This window comes from Ensifer sp. VA4, from assembly GCF_055710065.1.
The window spans coordinates 569953-595295 of record NZ_JBVQPO010000001.1; the positions used below are offsets into that span (position 1 = coordinate 569953).

At 63.6% G+C, this 25343-nt stretch carries 21 protein-coding genes and 1 pseudogene; 11 read left to right on the forward strand and 11 right to left on the reverse strand.

Annotated elements, in window-relative coordinates; all coding sequences use genetic code 11:
* Positions 1 to 4: 4 nt before the first annotated feature.
* From AC0C6X_RS02675 to AC0C6X_RS02700, 6 genes are all read right to left on the reverse strand, one after another.
* Positions 5 to 217, reverse strand: a complete 213-nt coding sequence (locus AC0C6X_RS02675) for a hypothetical protein (protein WP_173515543.1) — start codon at positions 215 to 217, stop codon at positions 5 to 7.
* Positions 218 to 765: 548 nt separating this feature from the next.
* Entirely contained in the window at positions 766 to 3306 is a 2541-nt protein-coding gene (secD, locus tag AC0C6X_RS02680) for a protein translocase subunit SecD (protein ID WP_472951778.1), read from the reverse strand.
* A gap of 110 nt (positions 3307 to 3416) precedes the next feature.
* Positions 3417 to 3824: a hypothetical protein gene (locus AC0C6X_RS02685; RefSeq protein ID WP_247958133.1), complete on the reverse strand. Its 408-nt coding sequence runs from the start codon at positions 3822 to 3824 to the stop codon at positions 3417 to 3419.
* A 165-nt stretch (positions 3825 to 3989) separates the two neighbouring features.
* Entirely contained in the window at positions 3990 to 5597 is a 1608-nt protein-coding gene (locus AC0C6X_RS02690) for a 5-guanidino-2-oxopentanoate decarboxylase (RefSeq protein ID WP_173515541.1), read from the reverse strand.
* Positions 5594 to 6784 (reverse strand): pyridoxal phosphate-dependent aminotransferase, encoded by a 1191-nt coding sequence (locus AC0C6X_RS02695; RefSeq protein WP_247958134.1) that lies wholly within the window; start codon positions 6782 to 6784, stop codon positions 5594 to 5596. Before AC0C6X_RS02695 ends, AC0C6X_RS02690 begins: the two co-directional genes overlap by 4 nt.
* Positions 6785 to 6801: 17 nt before the next feature.
* Positions 6802 to 7425 (reverse strand): TetR/AcrR family transcriptional regulator, encoded by a 624-nt coding sequence (locus AC0C6X_RS02700; RefSeq protein ID WP_247958135.1) that lies wholly within the window; start codon positions 7423 to 7425, stop codon positions 6802 to 6804.
* Positions 7426 to 7700: 275 nt separating this feature from the next.
* Here AC0C6X_RS02700 and AC0C6X_RS02705 point away from each other — a divergent pair, with 275 nt between their 5' ends.
* The 8 genes and pseudogenes from AC0C6X_RS02705 to AC0C6X_RS02740 all read left to right on the forward strand — a co-directional run bounded on the left by AC0C6X_RS02705 (position 7701) and on the right by AC0C6X_RS02740 (position 15557).
* Positions 7701 to 8474 (forward strand): ABC transporter ATP-binding protein, encoded by a 774-nt coding sequence (locus tag AC0C6X_RS02705; RefSeq protein ID WP_247958136.1) that lies wholly within the window; start codon positions 7701 to 7703, stop codon positions 8472 to 8474.
* A gap of 36 nt (positions 8475 to 8510) precedes the next feature.
* Positions 8511 to 9293, forward strand: a complete 783-nt coding sequence (locus AC0C6X_RS02710) for a transporter substrate-binding domain-containing protein (protein ID WP_247958137.1) — start codon at positions 8511 to 8513, stop codon at positions 9291 to 9293.
* A gap of 101 nt (positions 9294 to 9394) precedes the next feature.
* Positions 9395 to 10120: an ABC transporter permease gene (locus AC0C6X_RS02715; RefSeq protein WP_173515536.1), complete on the forward strand. Its 726-nt coding sequence runs from the start codon at positions 9395 to 9397 to the stop codon at positions 10118 to 10120.
* Positions 10117 to 10941 carry an ABC transporter permease gene (locus AC0C6X_RS02720; RefSeq protein WP_173515535.1) on the forward strand — a complete coding sequence of 275 codons (825 nt, stop codon included), beginning with the start codon at positions 10117 to 10119 and terminating at the stop codon, positions 10939 to 10941. Before AC0C6X_RS02715 ends, AC0C6X_RS02720 begins: the two co-directional genes overlap by 4 nt.
* Before the next feature lies 1 nt (position 10942).
* Positions 10943 to 12112, forward strand: a complete 1170-nt coding sequence (locus AC0C6X_RS02725; RefSeq protein WP_472951784.1) for a M20 aminoacylase family protein — start codon at positions 10943 to 10945, stop codon at positions 12110 to 12112.
* 269 nt (positions 12113 to 12381) lie between these two features.
* Positions 12382 to 13808, forward strand: a pseudogene (locus tag AC0C6X_RS02730) (cytochrome ubiquinol oxidase subunit I).
* A complete protein-coding gene (cydB, locus tag AC0C6X_RS02735) occupies positions 13798 to 14802 on the forward strand; it encodes a cytochrome d ubiquinol oxidase subunit II (protein WP_173515532.1) in 1005 nt (334 codons plus the stop codon). Before AC0C6X_RS02730 ends, cydB begins: the two are co-directional and overlap by 11 nt.
* Before the next feature lie 446 nt (positions 14803 to 15248).
* Complete coding sequence (locus AC0C6X_RS02740) at positions 15249 to 15557, forward strand: chorismate mutase family protein (protein ID WP_173515531.1); 309 nt, start codon at positions 15249 to 15251, stop codon at positions 15555 to 15557.
* Positions 15558 to 15589: 32 nt separating this feature from the next.
* Here AC0C6X_RS02740 and AC0C6X_RS02745 read toward each other — a convergent pair whose 3' ends face one another.
* Together AC0C6X_RS02745 and mscL are read right to left on the reverse strand one after the other, a co-directional pair.
* Positions 15590 to 16756 (reverse strand): pyridoxal phosphate-dependent aminotransferase, encoded by a 1167-nt coding sequence (locus AC0C6X_RS02745; RefSeq protein ID WP_173515530.1) that lies wholly within the window; start codon positions 16754 to 16756, stop codon positions 15590 to 15592.
* A 208-nt stretch (positions 16757 to 16964) separates the two neighbouring features.
* Positions 16965 to 17393 (reverse strand): large conductance mechanosensitive channel protein MscL, encoded by a 429-nt coding sequence (gene mscL / locus AC0C6X_RS02750; RefSeq protein WP_173515529.1) that lies wholly within the window; start codon positions 17391 to 17393, stop codon positions 16965 to 16967.
* 262 nt (positions 17394 to 17655) lie between these two features.
* Between mscL and AC0C6X_RS02755 the strand changes: the two genes are divergently transcribed.
* Entirely contained in the window at positions 17656 to 21159 is a 3504-nt protein-coding gene (locus AC0C6X_RS02755; protein ID WP_173515528.1) for a PAS domain-containing hybrid sensor histidine kinase/response regulator, read from the forward strand.
* Positions 21160 to 21221: 62 nt separating this feature from the next.
* Here AC0C6X_RS02755 and AC0C6X_RS02760 read toward each other — a convergent pair whose 3' ends face one another.
* A complete protein-coding gene (locus tag AC0C6X_RS02760) occupies positions 21222 to 21875 on the reverse strand; it encodes a response regulator transcription factor (protein ID WP_173515527.1) in 654 nt (217 codons plus the stop codon).
* 81 nt (positions 21876 to 21956) lie between these two features.
* Positions 21957 to 22376, reverse strand: coding sequence for a hypothetical protein (locus tag AC0C6X_RS02765; protein WP_173515526.1), 420 nt, complete (start codon positions 22374 to 22376; stop codon positions 21957 to 21959).
* Positions 22377 to 22537: 161 nt separating this feature from the next.
* On the opposite strand from AC0C6X_RS02765, the gene AC0C6X_RS02770 reads away from it, so the two are divergent.
* Positions 22538 to 22885: a DUF952 domain-containing protein gene (locus AC0C6X_RS02770; RefSeq protein WP_173515525.1), complete on the forward strand. Its 348-nt coding sequence runs from the start codon at positions 22538 to 22540 to the stop codon at positions 22883 to 22885.
* Complete coding sequence (locus tag AC0C6X_RS02775; protein ID WP_472951789.1) at positions 22882 to 23967, forward strand: quinone-dependent dihydroorotate dehydrogenase; 1086 nt, start codon at positions 22882 to 22884, stop codon at positions 23965 to 23967. Before AC0C6X_RS02770 ends, AC0C6X_RS02775 begins: the two co-directional genes overlap by 4 nt.
* On the opposite strand, the gene AC0C6X_RS02780 is transcribed toward AC0C6X_RS02775, so the two are convergent.
* Positions 23943 to 25298: an MATE family efflux transporter gene (locus AC0C6X_RS02780; protein WP_173515523.1), complete on the reverse strand. Its 1356-nt coding sequence runs from the start codon at positions 25296 to 25298 to the stop codon at positions 23943 to 23945. The genes AC0C6X_RS02775 and AC0C6X_RS02780 overlap by 25 nt on opposite strands.
* Positions 25299 to 25343: the final 45 nt, after the last annotated feature.

The window sequence follows — 25343 nt, forward strand, 5'->3', positions numbered from 1 at the left end:
CGTGTCAGGCGGCTGCGCTGTGACCGCGCCGTTCCGCCGATACGGCCTGGTGGGCCAGCAACTGGCGGATGGCGGCGCGCGCTTCGTCAGCCGAGCGGAAGCGCTTCGCGTCCAGATCCCAGACGTGATACTTCACCGCCAGGAACTTGAACCGGTCCGCATCGGGAACGACGACTCCGACGGCTTCGCCGCCATATTCGATAACCTGCTTGCTCATACAAATAACGCTCCTTCCACACCCGGAGGTGCGGACACTTCAATTTCGGCAAAGATGAATCGAGGGCTGGACGATCACATTCGGCAAAGATTGCGAATGAGACGTTTTTTCTCTGTTGCGCGACAAAGGGGACGCGTGCCGCAGAAGGCGGCGGTCGAGACGTTTCCGAACATGTCACTCTCCTTTGGCTGGCCCGGCATCAGTATGCCGGTGCGTTTGATGAACAACCGTGAGGCGGACTCCCCGCGTCACGTATTGGCAGACTAGAATAATCTACCAATTCCGTCAATTAAAAAGATGAAGAAGTGAAAAATAATTCTCACTCTTCAAATTTTATGGGTTCCGGACGCAAAATCCATTCCCCAACCCCGAAACCGGAGACCCCTGCTATGTAGTAGCGAAGAATCAGTCTGCAAGGCACGGTGGGATAAAGACAGCACATTCGGACAAAAAAGGGGCGACCCGCCGGGCCGCCCCTTCACGTATTATATCTGCGGCTCGGGATCAGGCGGCTTGCGCCCGCATCCCAATCCGGCCTTGCAGGCCGCTCACGCGGCCGGTGCGCCCGGCTGTGGCGTGGTCGTGCCGGTGCGGGACCCTTCGCGATCCTTCCACCAACGATTGAGGAAGAGCAGGATCGGGCCGCCGATATAGATCGACGACGTCGTCGCAACGATCACGCCGAAAATCATCGGCCAGGCGAAGCTCTTGACCGCGTCGCCGCCCCAGATCGCCATCGGCACCAGCGACAGCGCCGTCGCCATCGAGGTGAAGATGCATCGCGCGATCACCTGGTTGATGCTCATGTCGATGAGATCGGAGAACGGCATCGACTTGTACTTGCGGAGGTTCTCGCGCATGCGGTCATAGACCACGACCTTGTCGTTCACCGAATAGCCGATCATCGTCAGCAAGGCGGCAATGGCGGTCAGGTTGAAGTCGATACCGGTGAGCGCAAAGAAGCCGATCGTCTTGGTGATGTCGAGCAGCAGAACCGCGATCGCGCCAACAGCAAAGTGCCACTCGAAGCGGAACCAGATGTAGAGCAGGATCGCCACCATCGCGAGACCGACGGCGAGGAAGCCCGAACGGGCAAGCTCGCTACTGACCGTCGGACCGACGACCTCGGTGCGCTCCAGGGTCGCCCCCGGGACGGCCTTCGTCACGGAATCCTTGATCTGGTTCAGGGCCACTGTCTGCTCCTGCTCACCGCCCGGCTGGCGCTGAACGCGGATCAATACGGATTGGCCGCCACCGAAGTCCTGCAGAGCCACTTCGCCGAGGTTGAGAGCTTCGAGGCTGTGGCGCAGCGTCGGTAGATCGATCTTCTCCTTCGACATCGCTTCGACCTGAATACCGCCGATGAAATCGATACCGTAGTTGAGGCCCGGCGTGAAGAACAGCACCACCGAGCTCACCGACAGGAAAGCCGACATGCCGATGGCGACAAAACGCCCCTTCATGAAGGAGAAGGTCGGAAGGCGCGGAACCCGTCCAAAGAGCGACGGAATCTCGAGCTTCTTCATCTTGCGGCGAACGACAACCTCGCGCATCAGCAGACGGACGACGGTGATCGAGGTGAACATCGAGATGATGATACCGAGCATCATCGTCACGGCGAAGCCCTTCACCGGTCCGGAGCCGAAGGCGAACAGGAGCACGGTGCCGGAAAGCGTCGTGACGTTCGAGTCGATGATGGTCGCATAGGCCTTGTTGAAGCCGATATCGAGCGCCTTCATGGCGCCGGCGCCACCTTCCGTCTCTTCGCGAATACGCGCGTTGATCAGGATGTTGGCGTCCACCGCCATGCCGATGCCGAGAATGATACCGGCGATACCGGGCAGCGTCAGCGTCGAGCCGAGCATCGCCAGGACGGCGATCGTCAGGATCGTGTGCAGCACCAGGCCGATATTGGCGATCATGCCCCAGGCGCCGTAGAGCACGACCATCAGGGTGACGACGAGTGCGAAGCCGGCAAGGCCGGTATAGATGCCCATGCGGATGGAATCGCTACCGAGATTCGGGCCGACGGAGCGCTCTTCAATGACGGTCAGCGGAGCAGGCAGCGCGCCCGAGCGCAGGAGCGCCGAGAGAACGGTCGCTTCCTGGGCGGTGAAGTTGCCGCTGATCTGACCGTTGCCGCCAATGATCGGCTCGCGGATGACCGGCGCCGTCAGGACCTTGCCGTCGAGCACGATTGCGAAGGGCCGACCGACATTGGCCTGGGTGATTTCCGCGAACTGGCGCGCGCCGAGCGAATCAAAGGTGAAGGAAACGATCGGCTCGTTGGTGCGCTGGTCGAAACCGGCCTTGGCGTCGGCCAGGCGCTCGCCCGAAATCGCAACGCGGCTTTCGACTGCGTATTTGTTGGCATCGTGCGCACCCGGCAGAATGTCGACGCCGCGGGGCGCCGGCTGGTTGGGATCCACGGTCTGATCGACCATGTGGAAGCTCATCTGCGCCGTCGAGCCGAGAAGCTGGCGCAACGCCGTCGGATCTTCGAGACCCGGGAGCTGGACGAGGATGCGGTTGGAGCCGACGCGCTGGATCAGGGGTTCGGCAACGCCGACGGTGTCGACGCGCTGGCGGATGATTTCCAGGCTCTGCTCGACTGCCTTGGTGGTGCGGTCGGCGAGGCCGGCCTCGGTCATCGCGACCGTGATGGTGTCGCCGTCCTCGGTCACCTCGATATCGGAGGCCGAGCCGCCGAAGCCGAGCGTGCCAACCGGGGCGGCCAATTCCCTAAGCTTCGGCAGAACCTTCTCGCGGTCGGCCGGGTCTTCGATCTTCACCGTCACGGTATCGCCGGCGATGCGGGCCGACGAAGCCGGAACGCGCTCGGCGCGGAGCGCCCTGCGCGTATCGTCGAGCAGGGTTTCGAGGCGAGCCTTGCGCAGGCCGGCGGAATCGACTTCGAGGACGAGATGCGAGCCGCCCTTGAGGTCGAGGCCGAGCGTCACCGGCTTGACCGGCAGCCAGGCGGCGAACTGTTCACGTTGTGCCGGCGTCAGCACGTTGGGAAGCGCCGCGATACATCCGAAGATGATCACGACGGCATAGACGAGAATCGCCCATTTCGATGTACGCATGTTGTGGTTCCAGAAGAGCCTGCACGGGCACAGGGCGCGTCGTCAGGACTTTGTTTCATCAAAGCGGTGCTGCGGTCGAACCGCCAGCCAGCCGGAATAGCTTGATGGGATCAGGCGCGCGGAGGCGCGCGAATATGGAGGCCATGGCTCGGCGCACTGCCGACGGAGAGCGCGGTGCGGCGCAGGAATCGGCCGCCCGAAAGCTCCGGAAATGCAAGCTCGGCGAACGCCGGCAGCAGCGCCGGCAGGCCATCGTCCGCCGCGGACTTGGCGTCCTTGCGGTCGGCCGTAAAGCGAAGGTCGGATAGCGGTGTCGCCCGCGAAATCTGCCGCGCCGCAGGGCGATCGGTCGAGCCGGTATCGGTGACATTGCCGGCCTGGGCGCCGGACGACGAGCGGAACGGGATGCTCTGTCCGACTGAGATGACCTGCATGGCGAAGGAAGCACAAAACAGCCACAGCACGGCGAGAAGCCGGCCGGCCTGCATGTTCTTGCTGCCACCACCCGTGCGGTCCATCGAGGACGCGGTCCCTTTCCTTGGCCACTGAACGCCAGCGAGACGAAAATTCAGCCCGAACATCCAACCCTAACGAAAGAACGTGGCCGGAATCGAACATGGGCGCCCTTAACACCATTGCGGGCCGGAAAAGTCAAATCCGGCCCATTAGCCAGCACGGCGCCGTCAGACGGACAGGCCGGTCGTTCGCCGTTCGTGGATCTCGATGAGCGACGGTCCCTGGCGCTTCGCCGCATCGGCGAGTGCCTGTGAAAGGTCGGCGATGGAGCCAAGCCGCTGTCCTTCCACACCATAGGCCTTGGCCGCCATCAGGAAGTCCGGAGCCGAAGGCTTGACGCCCTCCGGCGTAACGCCGGCATCGACCATGTAGGACTCGATCTCCTGGTAGCCGTCATTGTTCCAGACGAGGAAGATCACCTTCGCCTCTGCATCCACCGCCGATCCGATCTCGGCTAGCGAGAACTGGAAGCCGCCGTCGCCGACAAGGCACACCACCGGCCGTGACGGATCGGCGACCGCAGCGCCCACCGCCGCCGGCGGGGCGTAGCCGAGCGAGCCGTAGCCGGTCGCGGAATTGAACCAGCTTCGCTGGCGCGGCGCGTCGCAATAAAGATTGCCCGCATAGACGGCCTGGGTCGAGTCACCGACAACGGTGCAATCGGGCAGTGCCCTGTAAACCGCGTCGATGACGGCGATCCCGGCCCGCATCTTCGGCGACAGTTCCTTCAGCGCCGCCCGTCGCGCAGTTTCGGCGCGCGCCACGCCATCCTTCGCGGTGTGGCCGGGCAGGAAGGCGAGGATCCCGGCCGTGGCCGCCTTGGCGCCGGAGAGGATGGAGAGGGCCGCATGCGGCCCGCGCGCAAGCTGCGCTGCGTCGATGTCGGTACGGATGAGATTGCGCAAGGCTGGGAAACCGCCATCGGCATACATGTCGTAGTCGGTCTGGCCCATTTCGGTGCCGAGCGCCAGAACGAGGTCAGCCTCCTTGAGCAGCGCCCGCACCGCCTTCAGGCTGGGGCTGGCGGGAACGCGCAAGGGACTTCCGGCCAGCATGCCACGGGCGTTGACCGTGGTGACGACGGGCGCCCCGATCTTCTCGGCAAGTTCCTTGACTTCGACCTCCGCCGTCAACGCACCGCCGCCGCAGATGATCACCGGCCGCGAAGCATCGGCACAGAGGATTGCGGCACGTTGCAGCGTCTCGCTGTCGGAGCGCGGGCGCGTCGCAGTTGCAGGTCGCACAGCCTGCGGCGCGATCTTCGCCGCCATCACGTCGGTCGGGATTTCGATATGCACCGGCCCCGGCCGGCCGGAGACCAGCACCGAGAAGGCACGGTCGACGACGAAGGGCAGGTCTTGCGGGTTGAGCAGCGTGTGCGAATAGAGCGCCAGCGTCTTCATCATGCCGTGCTGGTCGGGCAGTTCATGCAGCAGCCCGCGACCGTGGCCGAGCGAATCGCGGCGATTGACGCCGGAGATCACCAGCATCGGGATCGAATCCTGGCGGGCCTGCGCCATCGCCGTGATCGTGTTCGTGAGCCCCGGTCCGGTGATCACGAGGGCAACGCCCGGCTTGCCGCTGACGCGGGCATAGCCGTCGGCCATGAAGCCCGCGCCCTGCTCATGGCGCGGGGTCACGTGGCGGATCTTCGATGCCGCCAGTCCACGATAGAGCTCGACCGTGTGCACGCCGGGAATGCCGAAAACCACCTCGACGCCATTGGCCTCGAGCAGATCGACTAGGACTTCGCCAACCGTCTTTTCCATGGTCATGCACGGCGCTCCTTGCGCAGGCTGCAACGCTCGGCGAGCGCGGTGATACGCCGGCAAGCCTCGCCGATAGCGCCATCGGGCACGGTGAGGCTGACGCGCAGATAGTTCTGCGCCTGATCGCCAAAGGATGATCCGGGCATGACGGCAACCCCCTCCTGTTCGAGCAGCGCCCAGGCAAACGCGTCGCCGTCGAGGCCGGTTCCGGAAACGTCGATCAAAATGAACATGCCGGCTTCCGGCGCGAAGACGTCGATGCCGGGCGCCGCGGCGAGTCCGGCCACGATCCGTGCGGCACGGGCTTTATAGGACTCGCGCATGCGGCGGGCGGTATCGATGTCATGCGACAGCGCATAGGCCGTCATGTCGGCGATGAAGGGCTGGGTGCCAAACAGCATCGTTTCCGAAACCGGCAGCAGCCGGTTGGCAAACTCGACGGGACCGACCGCCCAACCGCTGCGGAAACCCGGTGCGGCATGGGACTTGGAGATCGACGAGACGACGACGGTACGCTCGGCCAAATCCGGATTGTCGAAGGGCGAGGCGAAAACCGCGTCGAACACCAGTTCCTCATAGACCTCGTCGCAGACGATCCAGAGATCGTGACGGCGCGCGACTTCGCCGATCGCGGCAATTTCAGCGGCCGTCAACACGGCACCGGTCGGATTGTGCGGCGTGTTGAGCAAGAGCACCCGGCTTTCCGGCGTGATCGCCTTTTCAAGGTCGGCCGCCTGCATGTGGAAGCCGAATTCCGGCCTCAGCGGCACCAGCACCGGATGGGCGCCCGTGGAGCGGATCACGCCCTCGTAGGTGGCATAGAGCGGGTCGCCGACGAGCACGGCGTCGCCCGCTTCTGCCAGACCCAGCATGACGGCGAAGAGCGCCGTCTGGGTGCCGGGGAAGCACAGCACATTCTCGGCCGTAACGTCAGCGCGGCGACGGCGGTACTTTTCGGCAAGCGCGGCCACGACGGCGGACTCGCCGCGACCGTTGGAATAGCGATAGCGACCGGCATTCATTGACCGCTGGCATTCGTCGAGCAATGCGCGGTTCGGCGGAAGATCCGGCTCGCCGATGGTCAGTTCGATGATGTCGGCACCACTCGCCTTCAACTGGCGGGCACGAATATGCAGCGACCATTTTCCCGAACCAAGATCGGCAAGACGTTCGGTGATGGACGCGTAGCGCATGGTGCTTTCTCCCGTTTTCATGGTTTTGCAGTTCCGATCGACGTGCCGAGCAGCGCCTCGACCGAAGACATGGCGATGGCGACCAGTTCGCCCTCGCGAAAGAGATCGCCGGCAAGGCATCCCTCGACCCAGAGACCGTCGACCAGCCCGTTGATGGCGATGGCGAGCGCCCGGCAGGTTTCTGCATCGGCGGGCTTGCCCTTCGCAGCCAGGAAGTCGGCGAGCAGTTCCTGCAGCGTATTGCGGAAGGCGAGATAGCCTTCGCGGTGGATCTCGGCAAGCTCCGGATCGACGCGCACCTGACTGATGAAGGCGGCCCACAGCGAAATGCTGCGGCTGTCGGCCACCGGCTCGGTCAGGTTGATGGCGATGAAATCGCGAAGCCTCGTTTCCGGATCGCCCTCGACCTTGCTCGCCTTGTCGGTCAGCGAGGCAATGACGGCGCGATAGGCCTCGGCGACCATCTGATCTTTCGATTCGAAATAGTGGCGCACCAGCCCGGCGGTCACGCCGGCACGGATCGCGATCTGCCGAACCGTCGCGCCCTTGAGGCCGAATTCGGAGATGCAGTCGAGCGTCGCCTCGATCAGTTCCTGGCGGCGCTCGCCCTCCGGAGCGCGGTGAAAACTGCGCCTGTTCATGCCGCGGTCCGCCTGAAAAAATGCCCTGGCGCGGACGGCAATGGCATCGGCCGGAACGGGGGCATGGGCGGCTCCTTCGGGAATTCGAGACTGATGGCAGACGTCAAAAAATCGACGATGCTTGTTATTATACGCTTGAACAATAGCGGCACAAGTGCAACCATGCCGGCCAACAAAGACCCCGTGACAGGCCGAAGATGCCGCGCGGAAAACGACAGGGGAACTGTTCTCATGCTGACAGAAAAAGCTCGCAGAGCCGTTGGAGCGGCGCGTCGATGACGGATGCGGCCCAGGCAATCGCGGTCACTGACCTGCACAAGCGTTTCGGGCCATTGGAAGTGCTGAAGGGTGTTTCGCTGACGGCGAAGCAGGGCGACGTGATCGCCATTATCGGCGGCAGCGGCTCCGGCAAATCCACATTCCTGCGCTGTATCAACCTCCTGGAACTCCCGTCCGCCGGCAGCGTCAGCGTGCACGGCGAAAAGATCCGGATGAAGTCCGACGGGCGCGGCGGCCTGGTGCCGGAAGACCGCAAGCAGGTCCAGCGCATCCGCAGCCAGCTCGGCATGGTCTTCCAAAGCTTCAATCTCTGGCAGCACATGACCATCCTCGAAAACGTCATCGAGGCGCCGATCCATGTGCTCGGCACGCCGAAGGCCGAAGCGGTCGCCACTGCCGAAACGCTGCTCAAGCGCGTCGGCCTCTACGAGAAGCGCGACGCTTATCCCGCCTTTCTCTCCGGCGGCCAGCAGCAGCGCGCGGCGATCGCCCGCGCGCTCGCGATCCAGCCGCTCGTCATGCTCTTCGACGAACCAACCTCGGCGCTCGATCCCGAACTCGTCGGCGAAGTGCTTTCGGTCATCGGCGACCTCGCGCGCGAGAAGCGCACGATGGTCCTGGTGACCCACGAGATGAAGTTCGCGCGCGACGTCGCCAACCACATCGTCTTCCTCCACAACGGCGTGATCGAAGAACAGGGCCCGCCAGAGGCCATCTTCGGTTCGCCGAGATCGGAAAGGCTCAAGAAGTTCATCAGTTCCATTCACTGAATTCCTGAATGCTAAACAACCAAAAAGGGGAACAGCATGAAGAAGGCATTGAAAGTCCTGGCCGTAGCGGCGGCAATCGCCGTCAGCGGCGGTGTCGCGGCTTCCGCGGAAGCGCTTAAGGTCGGCGTCGCCGCCGAGCCCTACCCGCCGTTCACGGCGCCCGACGCCAGCGGCAAGTGGGAAGGCTGGGAAGTCGAGTTCATGAATGCGATGTGCGCCGAAGCGAAGCTCGAATGCGTGCTGACGCCGGTCGCGTGGGACGGCATCATCCCGGCGCTGACCTCGAAGAAGATCGACATGATCATCAGCTCGATGTCGATCACCGACGAGCGCCTGAAAACGATCGATTTCTCGGACAAGTACTACAACACGCCGACCGGCATCATCGGCACCAAAGGCGAAGACATCAAGCCGACCTCGGAGGGCCTGAACGGTAAGGCGCTCGGCGTCCAGGTCTCGACGGTCCACCAGGCCTATGCCGCCAAGCACTTCGCGCCGGCAGGCGTCGAGGTCAAGGAATACCAGACGCAGGATGAAGCCAACAACGACCTCGCCGCCGGCCGTCTCGACGCCGTCCAGGCGGACGCCATCGCGCTCAAGGCGTTTCTCGCGACCGACCAGGGCAAGGAATGCTGCGACTACAAGGGCGACGTCGCCGAAGACGTTGCCGTGATCGGCCCGGGTGTGGGCGTCGGCCTGCGCAAGGGCGAAACCGAACTCAAGGACAAGGTCAACGCCGCGATCAAGGCGATCCGTGACAACGGCACCTACGACACGTTCTCGAAGAAGTATTTCGACTTCGATATCTACGGCGAATAAGGCGCGATCGGCCGGCGATCAAAAAGCTACAGCGCTTTGCGTGTCTGACAGGGCACGCGGCGCTACGGCGACCGCCGGCCGGCGCCATCGGAGCTCGACGTATGGCTGCGGATTCCCTCGTCAATTGGGGCCTGCTCTCGCTTTCAGCACCCGGCTGGGGCGGCGTGTTGCTGCAAGGCTTCCTCAATTCCATCCAGATCGCCGTCGGCGGTTTCACCCTCGGCCTGGCGCTCGGCGTGGGCGGCGCCTTCGGCAAGCTCTATGGCGGCCCGGTCTTACGCGACTTGCTCGAGTGCTACACCACGATCGTCCGCGCCGTGCCGGAACTGGTGCTGATCCTGCTGCTCTACTATGCCGGCACCGACCTTCTCAATCAGGTGCTCGCGCTCTTTGCGATCGGCCCGGTCGACATCAGCGGCCTTATGGCCGGCATCTTCGTGATCGGCGTCGTCCAGGGCGCCTATTCGACCGAGGTACTACGCGGCGCGATCAAGGCGGTGCCCGCCGGGCAGATCGAGGCGGCGCGCGCCTATGGCATGTCACCGACCAAGGTCTTGCGCCGCATCACGCTGCCCGCGATGCTGCCCTATGCCATTCCCGGCCTTTCCAATCTCTGGCTGATCGCCACCAAGGACACGGCCCTTCTCGCCGTCGTCGGCTTCAGTGAGCTGACGCTGGTCACACGCCAGGCGGCCGGCACGACCAAGGCCTATCTCCTGTTCTTCCTTGCCGCCGGCGCGCTCTATCTGGCGCTGACGCTCATTTCCAACGTCTTTATCGGCATGATCGAACGCCATGCCCGACGCGGTTTTGCGGAGAGCCGATGACCGACGAAACCACCCACGCCGTTGCCTTCACGCCCGAAGACCTGCCGACGGCCAGGAGCTTCTTCCTGCCGCATCGCATCGTCATGATGCTGGTCTTCGCCGCCTTTGTCGTCGCCGTTGCCGTCTTCATGCGCTGGGACTGGCTGCCGCGTTACCTGCCGCGGCTCGGCTGGGGTATTCTCGTCAGCCTGGTGATGCTGTTCAGCACCGCTATCCTCGGCTTCCTGCTGGCGGTGCCGATCGGCCTCGTCCAGGTGACCGGCCCCTGGTTCCTGAAATTGCCGGCCAAGGCCTTCTGCACCGTGATCCGCGGGACGCCGCTCCTGTTGCAGCTCTGGCTGCTCTATTACGGGCTCGGCTCGTTGTTCCCGCAGTTTCCGGCGATCCGGCAATCCTTCCTCTGGCCCTATTTGCGCGAGGCCTGGCCCTATGGCGTGGCGGCGCTGACGATCTCGTTTGCCGCCTATGAGGGCGAGGTCATGCGTGGCGCCTTTGGCGGCGTTCCGCATGGCGAACTGGAGGCGGCCAAGGCCTATGGCATGGGCCGCTGGACGATGTTCCGCCGCATCTGGCTGCCGCGCGCCATCCATCGGGCGCTGCCGACGCTGAACGGCGAAACCGTGCTGCAGCTCAAATCGACGCCGCTCGTCGCCACCGTAACCGTCGTCGACGTCTATGCGGTCATCTCCAAGGTCAGGCAGGAAACCTTCCTCACCTACGAGCCGCTGCTTCTGCTGGCGCTCATCTACATGTGCCTCACCGGCATTCTGGTGGTGGCCTTCCGCACGTTTGAAAATCGCATCCCAACCCGCGGTGCCTGACATGAAGCTTTCGTCCTCGATCACCAATGCCGTGCCGGAACTGGTCGCCATCCGCCACGATCTCCATGCCCATCCGGAGCTTGGACTGGAGGAGAAGCGCACCTCGGCCTTCATCGCCAGACATCTGGAAAGCCTCGGCTACGAGGTGACGACGGGTCTCGCGCAAACCGGTGTCGTCGGCACGCTCCGCAACGGCACGGGCACCCGCTCCATCGGCATCCGCGCCGATATCGACGCGCTGCCGATCCTGGAAGAAACCGGCCTCGACTATGCCAGCAGGACCTCAGGGCTGATGCATGCCTGCGGCCACGACGGCCACACGACGATGCTGCTCGGCGCGGCGCGAGCACTTGCGGAACGGCGCAATTTCGACGGCACGATCCATCTGATCTTCCAGCCGGCCGAGGAGAATTTCGGCGGCGCCAAGATCATGATGGACGAGGGCCTGTTTGAGAAATTCCCCTGCGACGCCGTGTTCGCGCTTCACAACGAGCCGGGCCTGCCCTTCGGTCAGTTTGCCCTCCGGGAAGGCCCGATCATGGCGGCCGTCGACGAGGCGCGCATCACCGTGCACGGCCGCGGCGGCCATGGCGCGGAACCGCAGGAAACGGCCGATCCCATCGTCTGCGGTGCCTCGATCGTTATGGCCTTGCAGTCGATCGTCTCGCGCAACATCCATCCCATGGATCCCTCCGTCGTCACCGTCGGCGCCTTCCATGCAGGCTCGGCCAGCAACATCATCCCGGAGCGTGCCGAGATCGTCGTCGGCATCCGCTCCTTCGATCCCACTGTCCGCGATGAACTCGAACGGCGCATCCGCATGATCGCCGAAGCGCAGGCCACCAGCTTCGGCATGCGCGCGACAGTCGACTACCAGCGCAGTTACGACGCGACGATTAACCACAAGGCCGAGACCGATTTCGTGCGCGATCTCGCGGTCCGTTTTGCCGGGGCCGACAAGGTGATCGATCTCGCCCGTCCCTTCATGGGAAGCGAGGATTTCGCCTATATGCTGCAGGAGCGGCCGGGGAGCTATTTCTTCCTCGGCTCGAAGGTCAGCGACGACGACAAGCCGCTGCACCACCCGGGCTACAACTTCAACGACGACCTGCTGCCGATTGGCGCCGCCTTCTGGACCGAACTCGCGGAAGCCTATCTCCCGGTCCGCTGAGACGCACCCGTTCTCCGCCAATATGCCGCAGCGCAACATTGCCGCAGTGTGACAACGTGGCGAGCGCGCTGTCATTGACGTTTGGCAAATTTGGCTCAGATTCAATCATATGCTGAATAGCCGGTGCAACCCAAGGATTTGCCTCGGCCATAGGCTAGGAAAAGCCCTCTGATCGGAGCCCGATCAAGGACGATCATGCAGCAGCCAGAGCGCTAAGGCCTCGCGTTACGAGTAACGCGCGTTGCCGTATGTCTGAAAGGATTGCGCCCGTGTTTGAGAGTTTCGACGCGACCTTGCTCGCTCGTTTTCAGTTCGCCTTCACCGTTTCCTTCCACATCATCTTCCCTGCTTTTTCCATCGGGCTCGCGAGCTACCTCGCGGTACTGGGTTGTGGCTCCTGAAGAAGGACGAGGTCTATCTTGAGCTCTTCCACTTCTGGAAGACGATCTTTGCCGTCGCCTTCGGCATGGGTGTCGTCTCCGGCATCGTCATGTCCTATCAGTTCGGCACCAATTGGAGCGTCTTTTCCGACAAGGCCGGGCCGATCATCGGGCCGCTGATGGGCTATGAGGTGCTGACGGCCTTCTTCCTCGAAGCCGGCTTCCTCGGTGTCATGCTCTTCGGGCTCAACCGCGTCGGGCCGAAGCTGCATTTCTTCGCTACCCTCATGGTCGCCGCTGGCACGCTAATTTCGGCCACCTGGATCCTTTCGGCGAATTCCTGGATGCAGACGCCGGCCGGTTTCGCGATGAACGATGCGGGCCAGTTCATCCCGGTCGACTGGTGGAAGATCGTCTTCAACCCTTCCTTCCCCTATCGCCTCGTGCACATGGTGCTCGCCGCTTACCTCACGACCGCCTTCGTCGTCGGCGCCTGCGGCGCCTGGCACCTCATCCGCAGGACGGCGCCGCGCCGCGCACGAAAAATGTTCTCGATGGCGATGTGGATGGCGGCGATCGTCGCACCCATTCAGATCTTCGCCGGCGACATGCACGGCCTCAACACGCTGGAACATCAGCCGGCCAAGGTAATGGCGATGGAAGGCCACTATCAGAGCCATCCGGATGGCGCGCCGCTGATCCTCTTCGGCATTCCGAATTCGACGGATAAACGCGTCGACTATGCAATCGAGGTTCCAAAGCTCTCGAGCCTGATCCTGAAGCACGATCTCAACGCGCCGCTCGCCGGTCTCGACACGATCCCGGAGGAGCTTCACCCGCCGGTCAGCGTCGTGTTCTGGTCCTTCCGGGTGATGGTCGGCCTTGGCTTCGCCATGCTCGGCATCGGTCTCTGGTCGCTCTGGTGTCGCTATCGCGGCACGCTGGACAGCAATGTCTGGCTGCATCGTGCTGCGATCGTCATGGGGCCGGCCGGATTCGTCACCGTGCTTGCCGGCTGGGTCACCACCGAGGTCGGGCGACAACCCTACACGGTCTATGGTCACCTGCTGACGGCGAATTCGGTGGCGCCGATCGCGGCACCCGCGGTCGCCGCCTCGCTGATCGCCTTCATCGCCGTCTATTTCTTCGTCTTCGGCGCCGGCGCCTTCTACATCCTGAGACTGATGGCGCGCCTGCCGCGTGATCCCATGCCGGATCTCGACGAAGGGCCGTTGCGCAGTTCCGGCATCATGCCCGGTCTCGCCACCCATGGCGCCACGCACGCCAATATCCAGGGAGGTCGTCATGGAGTTTGATCTGCCGTTCATCTGGGCCGCCATCATCGCCTTTGCGGTGCTTGCCTATGTCATTCTCGACGGCTTCGACCTCGGCGTCGGCATCCTCTTCCCGTTCTTCCCGGAGAAGGACGACCGCGACGTGATGATGAATTCCGTCGCCCCGGTGTGGGACGGCAACGAAACCTGGCTGGTGCTCGGTGGCGGCGGCCTGATGGCGGTGTTTCCGCTGGCCTATGCGACAATCCTGCCGGCACTTTACGCCCCGATCATAGCCATGGTCATCGGCCTCATCTTCCGCGGCGTCGCCTTCGAATATCGCTGGCGCACCAGGCGCGCCGAATATCTCTGGAACTGGGCTTTCTCAGGCGGTTCGATGCTTGCCGCCTTCGCGCAGGGCATCACGCTCGGCGCGCTCGTCCAAGGCATCCCCGTCGAGAACCGCGCCTATGTCGGCGGCTGGTGGGACTGGCTGACGCCGTTCTCGATTATGACCGGCGTCGCCGTCGTCGTCGGCTACGCCCTGCTCGGCGCCACCTGGCTGGTCATGAAGACCCATGGCCGCCTCGCCGACCGCGCACGAGACCTCGCGCTCAAATGCTCGTTCGGCACCATCGCCGCCATGGGCATCGTCAGCCTGTGGACACCGTTCCTAGAACCGCAATATCTGGAGCGCTGGTTCGGCTTCCCGACGGCGATCTTCAGCGTCATCGTGCCGGCGCTCGTTCTCGGCTGCCTCTATGCACTGGTCACGGGCATCCGCAACCGGCACGACAGCCGACCCTTCATCGCAGCCCTCGGTCTCTTCGTGCTCGGCTATGCCGGCATCGGCATCAGCTTCTACCCCTATATGGTGCCGCCATCGCTGACGATCTGGGATGCAGCGGCGCCTGAGGAAAGCCTCTCCTTCCTGCTTACCGGCGCGCTCGTCCTGGTGCCCGTCATCCTCGCCTATACCGGCTATTCCTATTGGGTGTTCCGCGGCAAGGTCGATCCGGAGGAGGGTTACCATTGACTGATGAAACCGGAACCGGCCGCAAACTTCTCTGGTTCGTCGGCCTGTGGTGTGCCGGGGTGGCGGCGGTCGCCGTGGTCGGCCTCGCGATCAAGCTGATGATCGGTCCGTGATCGATTTCTAATGCTGGCGGAAAACCGCAGACAGTTTTCCTCGGCCCGCGCTAAAAAGCCTCGCTCAAGCTTGGCCGGCTAACTTCTCTCAACACGTCAGCAGGCGATCACCGCAGACGGAGACAGGACCGCACCCTCCTCCCCTGCCCAGAGATCGCCTGCTGAGGTGACCATCGTCACCGGTCGCTTGCTGCGACCCTGTTGCCCCTTCTCAGAGAGCTCGCCGTTTGTTAGCAGTGCGCCGCAAGAGCGCCCCGCTTGATTGAGCCGAGGGACGCTCGAACATCCTGAACGAACAGGAACAGCTGCGCTTCAGGCAATCGGACGAGACAGATGCAAAAGACCCCCGCGCAATGCACCACCATGGCCGACGTGCGTGCCGAGATCGACCGGCTCGACCAGGCACTGATGACGCTGTTTGCCGAGCGCTGGGGCTATATCGACCGGGCGGCCGAGATCAAACGGCCGCTGAAGTTGAGGGCCGATATTCCGGCGCGGGTGATGGAAGTGCGTGAGAACGCCCGCAAGAATGCTGCGCGCTTCAATCTCGACCCTGACTTCTACGAGGACATCTGGGCGCGGTTGATCGGCCATGCGATTGCCCATGAGCAGAAGCTGCTGGGCGAGACGGACGACGAATAATCGCCGCGCCTCTTCGGCCATGCATCCGGGCGTCAGCCGCCAAGAATATAACGCTGCAGGCGGTCCGCCGCTTCCTTCACCTGGGCCGGATCGCGCAGGAAACAGGCGCGCATGAACAGCGAGCCGCCATCGCCGAATGCGGTACCCGGCGCGAGGCCGACGCCGGTCTTGTCGACGATGTCGATCGCAGCGGCGCGGGAATCCGTGACACCGTCGATTTTGAGGAACGCATAGAGCGCCCCGTCCGGCTTCAGCGTTTCGACCCGGTTGGTGGCGATCAGTGCGTCGCAGAAGACGTCACGGTTGCTGGTCGCCTTGGCGACATTCGCGTCCAGGAAGGCATCGCCCTCGTCGAGCGCCACGACGGCGCCGCGCTGCATGAATTGGGCGACGCCTGACGTCGAATACTGCACCAGGTTCTCCAGCACCTGCCCCATCTCCGGCGGCGCGACGATCCAGCCCACCCGCCAGCCGGTCATCGACCAGTTCTTCGAGAAGGAGTTGACGAAGAGGATGCGGTCGCCCTCCTCCATAACGTCCAGGAAGGACGGCGCACGGGCGCCGGCATAATAATAGAGGGCGTAGATCTCGTCGGCGATGATCCAGAGGCCATGCTTGCGTGTCAGTGCCAGAATCGCCGCCAGCTCTTCCTTGCTCGCGGTCCAGCCCGTGGGGTTCGATGGCGTATTGATGAACAGCGCCCTGGTCTTCGGCCCGATCGCCGCTTGCAGCCGATCGAGATCGAGCTGCCACTTTCCGTGTTCAAAGCGCAGTTCGACGGAGACCGGGCGGACGCCGGAGAGATCGGCGGCCGCGGCAAAGTTCGGCCAGGCCGGCGTCAAGAGCACCATCTCGTCTCCCGGCGAAGCAATCGCCTCGATCGAGAGTTTGATCGCCTGCATGCCGGAGCCGACGATGTAGAAATGCTCCGGCGACAGCGCTTTGTGGAAGCGCCTCTGATAGTAGCGCGAAAGTGCTTCGCGCAGCGGCGGGATGCCGCGCTGCCAAGTGTAGAAGGTTTCGCCGGCGGAAAGCGCCTCGCGGGCCGCATCACTGATGAAGGCAGGCGTCGGCAGATCGCCTTCGCCGACCCAAAGCGGGATCAGGCCCTCGCGCCCACGGGCGTAGTTCACCACCTCGACGATGCCGCTTTCGGGCGCCGCAAGTGCGCGGGGGCTGATAGTGTTCAGGATGGTCATCGGCGGGCTCCGGACGCACAACGGTCCCGAGGCGGTCGCCCGAGAGCATCGTGAAAGATTCCAATGGATTAGAGCGGAAACCGGCCGCTCCAGGCTGTCCATTGCTTCTAGCCGCTTTCGCTTCTGCGATCACGCGACTTTATCTGACCGGTTTATCGATTTCTGTGATGTTTCGCGGCCTCGGCAAACCGAGGCCGCTACAAATGGCTCAGGCGCGCTGTTTCAACAGGTCGCGGATTTCGGAGAGGAGCTGAATGTCTTCCGGCGGCGGAGCAGCCGGTGCTGCTTCCTTCTGCTTTTCAAGCGACGAGCGCATGCGGTTCACGGCCTTGATCATCAGGAAGATGATCCAGGCGAGGATCAGGAAGTTGATGAGGACGGTGATGAAGTTGCCATAGGCAAAGACCGCGCCCTGCTGACGGGCAGCAGCGAGAGAGGTCGCCGTCACGTTGGCCGAGAGCGGCAGGAAGTAATTGGAGAAATCGAAACCGCCGCCGGTGAGCGCACCGACAATGGGCATCACGAGGTCTTCGACGACCGACGTCACGATCTTGTTGAAGGCGGCGCCGATGATGACACCGACCGCGAGATCCATCACGTTCCCGCGGGCAATAAACTCCTTGAACTCATTCAGCATACGTCTCTCCGTATTATCCCCGTTGAAAACGACCACCGGCGCTGTCCCGCGCTGCAACCGTTTACGGAAACTAAACCAAAGCGAGCAGCGAGAAAACCTTTCTTTGCCTTTGGTCAAGCCGCGCCCGCGAAAAGAAGGATCAAACTCCCTTCCGCATCCGGCAGACCATTTTCTCTTGCAGTGCCTTGGACTTAAGACTCATGCGCGGGGCAATTCTCAACCTCACGGACTTGGCCTATGCTTCCAGTCGGAGGAGTGAGGCATGCTTTCGGGTTCGGTCATCTTTGCCTCGGCCTTCGCCTATCTGCTGCTGCTGTTTGCAGTCGCGAGCTATGGCGACCGGCGGGCCAGGAGAAAAAGCGCTGCGCTGAAAGGCAGGCCGCTCGTCTATGCGCTCAGCCTTGCGATCTATTGCACGTCCTGGACCTATTTCGGCGGCATCGGGCTTGCGGCCGAGCGCGGGCTCGAGTTCACCGGCATCTACATCGGCCCCATCCTGATGTTCACGCTGGGCATGCCGCTGATCCGCAAGATCATCCGCCTTGCCAAGACCGAGAAGCTGACCTCCGTCGCCGACTTCATCGCCGCGCGCTACGGCAAGAACCCGGCGGTGGCGGCGATCGTCGCGCTGATCTCGCTGGTCGGCGCCATCCCCTATATCGCATTGCAGCTCAAGGCGATTTCGAGCTCCGTCGCAGCGATGATCGACACCAGTGACTATGGCATCGGCGCGGGGCAGAGTTTCATCGACCTGCCCCTGCTCGTGACCCTATTCCTCGCCTGCTTCGCCATCGTCTTCGGCACGCGCCATACGGACGCTACCGAACACCAGGATGGGCTGATCCTGGCGATCGCGATGGAATCGCTGGTCAAACTCGTCGCCCTCGTCACCGCCGGCTTCTACATCGTTTTCGTCATCTTCAACGGTCCGGCGCATCTCTGGTCACTGGCCACCGAGAGCCCGGCTGTGCAGTCGGCGCTTTCCTATGAGACCCCGACCGCCCGGTGGATCCTTTTGATCGTTACCTCCGCCTTTGCGATCATCATGCTGCCGCGGCAATTCCATGTGACCGTCGTGGAAAACCGAACCGACGGGGAACTGCGTACCGCCGGCATCCTCTTTCCGCTCTATCTGATCGGCATCAATCTCTTCGTGCTGCCGATCGCGATTGCCGGCATCCTCACCTTCTCGGGCTCCGGCAACGCGGATCTTTACCTTCTCACCCTGCCGCTCGCCAACGGCCTGCCGCTTCTGACGCTCATCACCTTCATCGGCGGCTTCTCGGCAGCGACGGCCATGGTCATCGTCGCCTCCGTGGCGCTGTCGATCATGATCTCGAACGACATCGTCATGCCGGTATTCCTGCGCCGCAATCTCAGCCAGCGTGGCGGCCTGCAGGAAGATCTCGCCGGGACGCTGCTCAACATCCGCCGCTCGGCGATCTTCGTCGTGCTGCTGCTTGGCTATGGCTACTACCGCTCCGCCGACATCAGCGCCGGGCTTGCGTCGCTCGGGCTCTTGTCCTTCGTCGCTATCTCCCAGATGGCGCCGGCCATGCTCGGCGGCCTCGTCTGGCGCCAGGCCAATGCGCGCGGCGCGATCACCGGCATGGTCTCCGGCTTCTTCGTCTGGGCCTATCTTTTGTTCCTGCCGAGCCTCGGCGGACCGGACAATTCCCAAGTCGCGGCAACGGTGCTGAGCTTCCTGCTGCCATTTACCGACCTGTTCTCGGGCCCTGGGGCCGATCCGCTGGTCAATGCCACGACGCTGAGCTTCCTCGTCAACTGCAGCGCCTATGTGCTGGCCTCGCTGACCCGGACGCCGAAGCCGATCGAGCGTTTCCAAGCCGGCATCTTCATCACCCGGCGGTCGCGCACCGAAGGCACCTTCCGCGGCCGCAAGACCAAGGTGACGGTGCGCGATCTCAAGGCGACGATCGGCCGCTACATGGGCACCGAGCGCATGCAGCGCTCCTTCCACACTTACGAACGCCAATCCGGCCGCTGGCTGGACGACAACGCGCCGGCGGACATGGCGGTCGTGCATTTTTCCGAGCAACTGCTCGGCAGCGCCATCGGCTCGTCCTCGGCGCGGCTCGTGCTCTCGCTCGTCCTGCAGCGCGGCGACGATACGTCATCCGACACGGCCTGGCTGCTCGATCAGGCAAGCGAGGCACTGCAATACAATCAGGACATGCTGCAGACCGCGCTCTCGCAGATGGACCAGGGCATTGCCGTCTTCGACAACGCCAACAACCTGATCATCTGGAACCGGCGCTTCCGCCAGTTGCTCGACCTGCCGGAAGCCGCCGGCCAGGTGGGCTTTCCGCTTGCCGATATCGTTTCGATCCTCACCAGGCGCGGCGATATCCGCAAGGACCAGGAAAAAGGATTGATCGCCAACTTCCTGACGCTCGACAAGCCCTTCCTGCTCGAACTTGGCAATGGCGAACGCATCATCGAAGTGCGCACCAACGCGATGCCCGACAAGGGCATCGTCACCACCTACACCGACATCACCCAGCGCGTTGCCGCCGACATGGCGCTGAAGCAGGCGAACGAGACGCTGGAACTGCGTGTTGCCGAGCGAACCGGCGAACTCACCCGCGTGAACCGGGAACTCGCCGAAGCCCGCGCAGCGGCGGAAGAGGCCAATATCGGCAAGACGCGGTTCTTCGCGGCCGCCGGCCACGATATCCTCCAACCGCTCAACGCCGCCCGCCTCTATTCGTCCTCGCTGGTCGAGCGACTTGGCGACTCCGACGACAGCACACTCGTCGAAAACATCGATTCCTCGCTCGAATCGGTCGAGGCCATTCTCGGTGCCGTGCTCGACATCTCTCGCCTCGACACCGGCGCGATGAAGCCGCGGCTGCAATCCGTACCGCTCAACGACCTGCTCCGCCGTATCGAGACCGACTTCGCCCCGATCGCGCGCGCCAAGGATCTCGAACTGGTGGTCATGCCGACCTCGCTCAGCGTGCGCAGCGATCCGAACCTGCTTCGCCGCGTGGTGCAGAACCTCGTTTCCAATGCGATCAAATACACGCTCACCGGCAAGGTGCTGGTCGGCGTGCGTAGGCATGGCGCGATGGCGACGATCGAGGTGCATGATTCCGGCATCGGCATCCCATCCTCCAAATTCCGCACCGTCTTCAAGGAATTCGCCCGGCTCGACGAAGGCGCGCGCACCGCTTCCGGTCTCGGCCTCGGCCTATCGATCGTCGACCGCATCTCGCGCGTGCTCAATCATCCGGTCAGCCTGCAATCGACGCCCGGCAAGGGCACCGGTTTCAAGGTGACCTTGCCGCTCGACGCAAGCGCCGGCGAACACGTCCCGGTCCGCGCGACCGTTGCCAACAAGGCGAGCGAGGCGCTCAACGGCCTGCGCGTGCTCTGCATCGACAACGAACCGCGCATCCTCGAGGGCATGAAAGTGCTGCTTTCGGGCTGGGGCTGCGCCGTTACGACGGCGGAATCGGTTGCCGCCTGCGCCGAGATAGTCGGACAGCCGGCCGAAAAGCCGCACGCGATCATCGCCGATTATCATCTCGACGACGGCACCGGCATCGAGGCGATCGCGAAAATCCGGCTTTCCGCCGGCGAAGCGATCCCGGCCTTGCTGGTGACGGCCGACCGTTCGCCGGAAGTGCGCGCCGCAGCCGAGCGCGACGGCATTTCGATCCAGAACAAACCGGTGCGGCCGGCGGCGATGCGGGCGTGGCTGACGCAGCTTTCGACGGCGGCGCGAGCGGCTGCGGAATAGACGGCTTCGGCGCCGTTGTGCACGCACGCAATCGAAGGACCGCCGTCCGCCCTGTTGACGCCTCAGGCGGCGGCGACGGTGCCGATCTTCGAAAGCTGGATCACCGCCTGGGTGCGGCTGTCGACATTGAGCTTCAGCAGGATCGCCGAGACATGGGCCTTGATGGTCGCCTCGGAGACGCCGAGCTCATAGGCGATCTGCTTGTTGAGCAGACCCTCGCCCAACATGCTGAGAACCCGTGACTGCTGCGGTGTCAGCGTCTGCAGCCGCTGGAGCAGATCGGCGACTTCCGGTTCGTATTCCTGGGCCTGGTCGTAACCGGCCGGCACGAAGACCTCACCGGCCATCACCTTCTCGATGCCCTCGCGGATCTCGTCGATACCGGCCGATTTCGACAGGAAACCGGAGGCGCCGAGGTCGAGCGCGCGGTGGATCGTCGCCGGGTCATCATGGCCGGAAACCACCATGACCGGCAGGCTCGGAAACTCGGCGCGAAGCGCAATCAGGCCGGAAAGGCCGCTGACACCGGGCATGGTCAGGTCCAGCAGCAGGAGATCGGCATCCGGACAATCGGCTGCGGCCTTGCGCGCGGCCGCGAAATCGCCCGCCTCGACGATGGAGGGCGCTGCCCCCTCCATGCCGCTCAGCGCCTGGCGCATGGCGCCCCGAAACAGCGGATGATCGTCCGCGATGATGATGGTCATGTCCGGCGTCATGTCGCTCCCTCCCAAGAGCCCAGTCTGCGACCCGCACGCCTCCACGCGCCGATCCGCATCCCGCATGGCCGATCCGGTCTCTCAGGTCTTCTGCGGCTCCGTCGCGGGGTCGCTGCCTTCGAGATCCTTCACGATATCCATGAACTTACGCATCATTCTTTCCATGATGCCCATTGTCCGGTCAATCTCTTCGTCGGTCGGAAGGTTCGGTTTCGCGATGCTTTCACCGGATTTGACCGCCTTTTCCAAGGTCTCCACCCGTTTGGTCAGGAGGTCGATCTCCAGTTCCAGCGCGGAGCGTTCGTCCGCTGCCATGCGGCAGACGAGTTCGCCGTTCCTTTCCTGGCAGAGCGACACTTCACCGGTTTGCGTATCGAGCCGGGCAATCCCGGTCTCGGATTTCTGCATGCTGTAGCGGCCGGGCGCCGGATCCTGCGCCAAGGCGATGCCGGCGGATGCCAGGCCGGCGCCGATCAGAAGTGCGACAGTAGCTTTTCTCATGACGTCCTCTCCGTTGCGGTCCTTGCCAGATGACGTCCGGCACATGAACGGGAAGAGCGAAATCGATCTTCACCACCGATTATGCGCGAATCGACGCCCTTCTGCGATGGACAATCGCCGATATTTGCGGCAAGGCCACGACAGACGATTACGAGGGCACAATGGGTTCCATCATCTACAAGATCGTTCCGGCCTCGCTGTGGCAGGAAGCCAAGCGTAGCGGACGCTTCGACGGCGCACCCGTCGACCTCGCCGACGGCTTCATCCATTTCTCCACCGCCGAACAGGCCGTGGAAACGGCAGCGCGGCATTTCGAGGGACAGGAAGGCCTGCTCTTGGTCGCGGTCGACGGCGACGCGCTCGGCGAAGAACTGGTCTACGAACCCTCGCGCGGCGGCGCCCTCTTCCCGCATCTCTATGCCCCTCTCTTCCTCTCCGCCGTGGTCTGGGAAAAACCCCTGCCGCTTGGCGCCGATGGCCTGCATATCTTCCCGGAACTTGACGCATGAATCCGCTTACCAATCTCGCCCGCCGCGGCCTCTTCCTGTTCGATCCCGAGACCGCGCACGGCTTGTCGATCAAGGCGCTGAGGTCCGGGCTCGTGCCGAGCTGTCCGGCCAAGGCCGACAAACGGCTTTCTCAGACGGTCGCCGGCATCGACTTCCCGAATCCGATCGGCATGGCGGCCGGCTATGACAAGAATGCCGAGGTGCCGGAGGCGCTCCTGAAGATCGGCTTCGGCTTCACCGAGATCGGCACCGTCACGCCGAAGCCGCAAGCCGGCAACGACAAGCCGCGCATCTTCCGACTGGTCGAGGACGAAGCCGTCATCAACCGCCTCGGCTTCAACAACGAGGGCCACGGCGCGGCGTTGGCACGGCTCAAGACCTGCTCGCGCGCGGCGCTGATCGGCGTCAATATTGGCGCCAACAAGGATAGCGCCGACCGTGTTGCCGACTATGTGAACGGCATTCACACCTTCTATTCCGTCGCCCGCTACTTCACCGCCAACATCTCCTCGCCGAACACGCCGGGCCTGCGCGACCTTCAGGCACGCGAGAGCCTCGCCGCTCTGCTGATCGCCGTGCTCACCGCCCGCGACGAGGAAGCCCGCAGCAGCAACCGCTACGTTCCGGTGTTCCTGAAGATCGCGCCCGACCTGACCGAGGAGGGCATGGACGACATTGCGGCCGAAGTTCTCGCCCACAATCTCGACGGCCTGATCGTCTCCAACACGACGCTGTCGCGCGACGGTCTGAAGGACCAGCATCAGGCGAAAGAAGCCGGCGGGCTCTCCGGCAAGCCGCTCTTCGAAAAATCGACAGCGGTCCTTGCCCGGATGCGCAAGCGCGTCGGGCCAAATCTGCCGATCATCGGGGTCGGCGGCGTCGGTTCGGCCGAGACTGCGGCGGAAAAAATCCGCGCCGGCGCCGATCTGGTCCAGCTCTATTCCTGCATGGTCTATGAAGGCCCTGCGCTGCCGGGCCGCATCGTGCGCGGCCTTTCCGATCTCTGCGACCGGGAGCGGCTCAGTTCGATCCGCGATATCCGCGACAGCCGTCTCGACTACTGGGCCGGCCGGAAAGTCTGACGCGCCTTTGTAGGAATTCTCGATAGCAGGAACAGGCCGCGCATCAGCAGGAAGAGGTTGAGGCCGGCCCAGAGCCCGTGATTGCCGAAGGCGGGCACCAACACGGCCAGCGCCGCGACGTAGCCGACGAAAGCCGCGACCATCATGTTGCGCATCTCGCGCGACCAGGTGGCACCGATGAAGACGCCGTCCATCAGGAAGGCGAGCGCGCCGGTCATCGCCGTCACCGCTGCCCAGGGCAGATATTCGTAGGCGACGGCGCGAACGTCGGTGGCCGTCGTCAGGAGATCGATGAGCCGGTCACCGAAGAGCAGGAAGGCCGCCGTCGTCAGGAGCGCGAGCCCCAGCGACCAGGCGGCCGTCAGCCACAAGGCGCGGTCGAAGGCGGGGCGATAGCGGGCGCCGATCGAGCGGCCGATCAACTGTTCGGCAGCATTGGCCAGGCCGTCGAGGTAATAGCCGGCGACCAGGAAGATCGTCATCAGCACCGCGTTTGCCGCAAGCGTCACCGGCCCGAAGGCGGTGCCGATGCGCGTCATCAGCGTGAACGCGGCGAGCAGAACGAAGGAGCGGATCATGATGTCGCGGTTGAGGCCGAAGAGCGGCTTCAAGCGTTCGCGATCGAAGATCAGCGCCCAGCTCGGTGCGTCCTCACGATCGAAGCGACCATAGACGATGGCAAAGCCGGCGAGAGCGCCGATCACCTCGCCGGTAACGGTTGCCAGCGCGACACCCATCACGCCCCAGCCGAGAACGAGGCCGAGCAGGATAGACAGGACGATGTTGACCCCGTTGATCAGCGTCTGCAGCATCAGACCGATCGTGCCTTCACCACGACCGAGCACGAAGCCGAGAATGGCATAGTTGGCAAGTGCGGCCGGCGCCGAAATGATTCGACAGAGAAAATAGGTGCTGGTTACGGCCGCCACCTCCGGCTCCGGCCCCATCAGCCAGAGACCGCCGGACAACAGCAGCGGCGAGATGAGAAGACTGACCGTGCCGCAAATGAACGCGATGGTCAGCGAGCGCCAGAACACCGCCTGCTGCTCGCGCCGGTCGCCACGGCCATAGGCCTGAGCGACGAGACCGGTGGTCGCGGCGCGCAGGAAATTGAAGGTGGTGAAGATCAGGTCGAACATCACGGCGCCAACCGCGAGCCCCGCAAGCAGCGTCGCCTGCCCCATGCGCCCGACGACGGCGGTATCGACGAGACCGAGCAAAGGCGTCGTCAGGAAGCCGAGCGTCATCGGCAGCGCAATCGCCAGGATCAGCCGATGAGTAACATGAAAGGCGCCGGCAGTGTCGCGCGGCATGGCGGAGGAAGCGGTCATCGAACGGTCCGGCGTGAGGGGAAGGTGGTGACCGTTGTAGGGAAA

Excerpts from the sequence above, each read along its gene's own strand:
- AC0C6X_RS02675 (WP_173515543.1), bottom strand. The coding sequence starts at position 217 with ATGAGCAAGCAGGTTATCGAATATGGCGGCGAAGCCGTCGGAGTCGTC.
- secD (WP_472951778.1), bottom strand. The coding sequence starts at position 3,306 with ATGCGTACATCGAAATGGGCGATTCTCGTCTATGCCGTCGTGATCATC.
- AC0C6X_RS02685 (WP_247958133.1), bottom strand. The coding sequence starts at position 3,824 with ATGGACCGCACGGGTGGTGGCAGCAAGAACATGCAGGCCGGCCGGCTT.
- AC0C6X_RS02690 (WP_173515541.1), bottom strand. The coding sequence starts at position 5,597 with ATGACCATGGAAAAGACGGTTGGCGAAGTCCTAGTCGATCTGCTCGAG.
- AC0C6X_RS02695 (WP_247958134.1), bottom strand. The coding sequence starts at position 6,784 with ATGCGCTACGCGTCCATCACCGAACGTCTTGCCGATCTTGGTTCGGGA.
- AC0C6X_RS02700 (WP_247958135.1), bottom strand. The coding sequence starts at position 7,425 with ATGAACAGGCGCAGTTTTCACCGCGCTCCGGAGGGCGAGCGCCGCCAG.
- AC0C6X_RS02705 (WP_247958136.1), top strand. The coding sequence starts at position 7,701 with ATGACGGATGCGGCCCAGGCAATCGCGGTCACTGACCTGCACAAGCGT.
- AC0C6X_RS02710 (WP_247958137.1), top strand. The coding sequence starts at position 8,511 with ATGAAGAAGGCATTGAAAGTCCTGGCCGTAGCGGCGGCAATCGCCGTC.
- AC0C6X_RS02715 (WP_173515536.1), top strand. The coding sequence starts at position 9,395 with ATGGCTGCGGATTCCCTCGTCAATTGGGGCCTGCTCTCGCTTTCAGCA.
- AC0C6X_RS02720 (WP_173515535.1), top strand. The coding sequence starts at position 10,117 with ATGACCGACGAAACCACCCACGCCGTTGCCTTCACGCCCGAAGACCTG.
- AC0C6X_RS02725 (WP_472951784.1), top strand. The coding sequence starts at position 10,943 with ATGAAGCTTTCGTCCTCGATCACCAATGCCGTGCCGGAACTGGTCGCC.
- cydB (WP_173515532.1), top strand. The coding sequence starts at position 13,798 with ATGGAGTTTGATCTGCCGTTCATCTGGGCCGCCATCATCGCCTTTGCG.
- AC0C6X_RS02740 (WP_173515531.1), top strand. The coding sequence starts at position 15,249 with ATGCAAAAGACCCCCGCGCAATGCACCACCATGGCCGACGTGCGTGCC.
- AC0C6X_RS02745 (WP_173515530.1), bottom strand. The coding sequence starts at position 16,756 with ATGACCATCCTGAACACTATCAGCCCCCGCGCACTTGCGGCGCCCGAA.
- mscL (WP_173515529.1), bottom strand. The coding sequence starts at position 17,393 with ATGCTGAATGAGTTCAAGGAGTTTATTGCCCGCGGGAACGTGATGGAT.
- AC0C6X_RS02755 (WP_173515528.1), top strand. The coding sequence starts at position 17,656 with ATGCTTTCGGGTTCGGTCATCTTTGCCTCGGCCTTCGCCTATCTGCTG.
- AC0C6X_RS02760 (WP_173515527.1), bottom strand. The coding sequence starts at position 21,875 with ATGACGCCGGACATGACCATCATCATCGCGGACGATCATCCGCTGTTT.
- AC0C6X_RS02765 (WP_173515526.1), bottom strand. The coding sequence starts at position 22,376 with ATGAGAAAAGCTACTGTCGCACTTCTGATCGGCGCCGGCCTGGCATCC.
- AC0C6X_RS02770 (WP_173515525.1), top strand. The coding sequence starts at position 22,538 with ATGGGTTCCATCATCTACAAGATCGTTCCGGCCTCGCTGTGGCAGGAA.
- AC0C6X_RS02775 (WP_472951789.1), top strand. The coding sequence starts at position 22,882 with ATGAATCCGCTTACCAATCTCGCCCGCCGCGGCCTCTTCCTGTTCGAT.
- AC0C6X_RS02780 (WP_173515523.1), bottom strand. The coding sequence starts at position 25,298 with ATGACCGCTTCCTCCGCCATGCCGCGCGACACTGCCGGCGCCTTTCAT.